Source organism: Candidatus Obscuribacterales bacterium (assembly GCA_036703605.1).
Taxonomy (GTDB): Bacteria; Cyanobacteriota; Cyanobacteriia; order RECH01; family RECH01; genus RECH01.
This window is the reverse complement of the sequence record DATNRH010000858.1, coordinates 1-1,062: the sequence shown is the minus strand read 5'-3', so window position 1 is coordinate 1,062 and position 1,062 is coordinate 1. Positions and strand designations below refer to the sequence as shown.

Below are 1,062 nucleotides of genomic sequence, written 5' to 3'. Positions count from 1 at the left end.
ATTGAACTAATCCTGAATAAGGCTGTCGAAGTAAGCACAATCAAAAGAGCGGAGCCTCCGGCTCCCCAACCGAACCAGACAAAGACCCGCACCACGAGGAGCACTTATGACTACTACAGTATACAGGGGCGACGATGCTATCCCTATAGAAGTCAGCTGGGAATACCAGCTAGGCCCGGCAGGAACGCAGTGGGTAGAGATTACAGACATAGTAGGCAACAAGGTGTACGTTCGTGGGCTAGGCAATACTATAGCTGCTTGGTCAACTACCATTAAAAGGTTCGACGATCTAGTAGGAGATTACAATATTAAGGGGTACTTTCTCATCACAGAGGACTCCCTCTTCAACATAGGGACCGAAGACGGTCTAAGCATTTTAGGGAGCTAATATGGCTAATAAAAAGATTTCACAGTTACCTCTTGCCGCCACTCTGTCCGGAGGTGAACTGTTGCCTGTGGTTCAGGGGGGCACTACCGTAGCAGTCACCGCAGACCAGCTATCAGCTAGGATCACTACATCTCCTATGTTCACTTCGGAGTCTGCCGGGGCCTCACCACGTCCTTTAGTTAGTAAGCTCAGTGATATGGTAAGTGTCAAGGATTACGCAGCTGCTACTGATGGGGTGGCCGATGACACCGCAGAGCTAGCCGCCGCTATCTCAGCAGCTCCAGAGGTATGGCTGACGGGAGACTCACTGGTCACTTCCTTAAGTAACAACTACGGAGTACCTCTGACAGGCCCCGGCCGCGTACTTAAAGCTATCACTGGCGGTACTCAACAGCTCAACAGCGATGCCGACTATGGCCAGCGGGTGTTCGGGCAGGAGTACCTATACGCCTTCCACACCAAACTACTTGCCGGCACTAGTGCGGCTATGCTGTTCTCGGGAGATTCCACGACCGAGGGAGGCGCGACACACGCCACAGGCAGCTACCTGATCCACACCGCAGTACTGAATCGTGGACTGGCAAAAGGCCACAAGCTCACCGCCGTCAACGCCGGTCATTCTGGCAAGCACACGGGCGAGTGGGTTAGCACCTATTTGACTGCTGATCTTGCTA

General features: G+C 52.9%; 2 protein-coding genes. Both read left to right on the top strand.

Annotated features, from left to right (window positions below; translation table 11 throughout):
• Positions 1 to 106: 106 nt before the first annotated feature.
• Entirely contained in the window at positions 107 to 388 is a 282-nt protein-coding gene (locus V6D20_17715; protein HEY9817620.1) for a hypothetical protein, read from the top strand.
• A gap of 196 nt (positions 389 to 584) precedes the next feature.
• On the top strand, positions 585 to 1,062 hold a 478-nt coding region (locus V6D20_17710), incomplete at its 3' end, for a hypothetical protein (GenBank protein ID HEY9817619.1).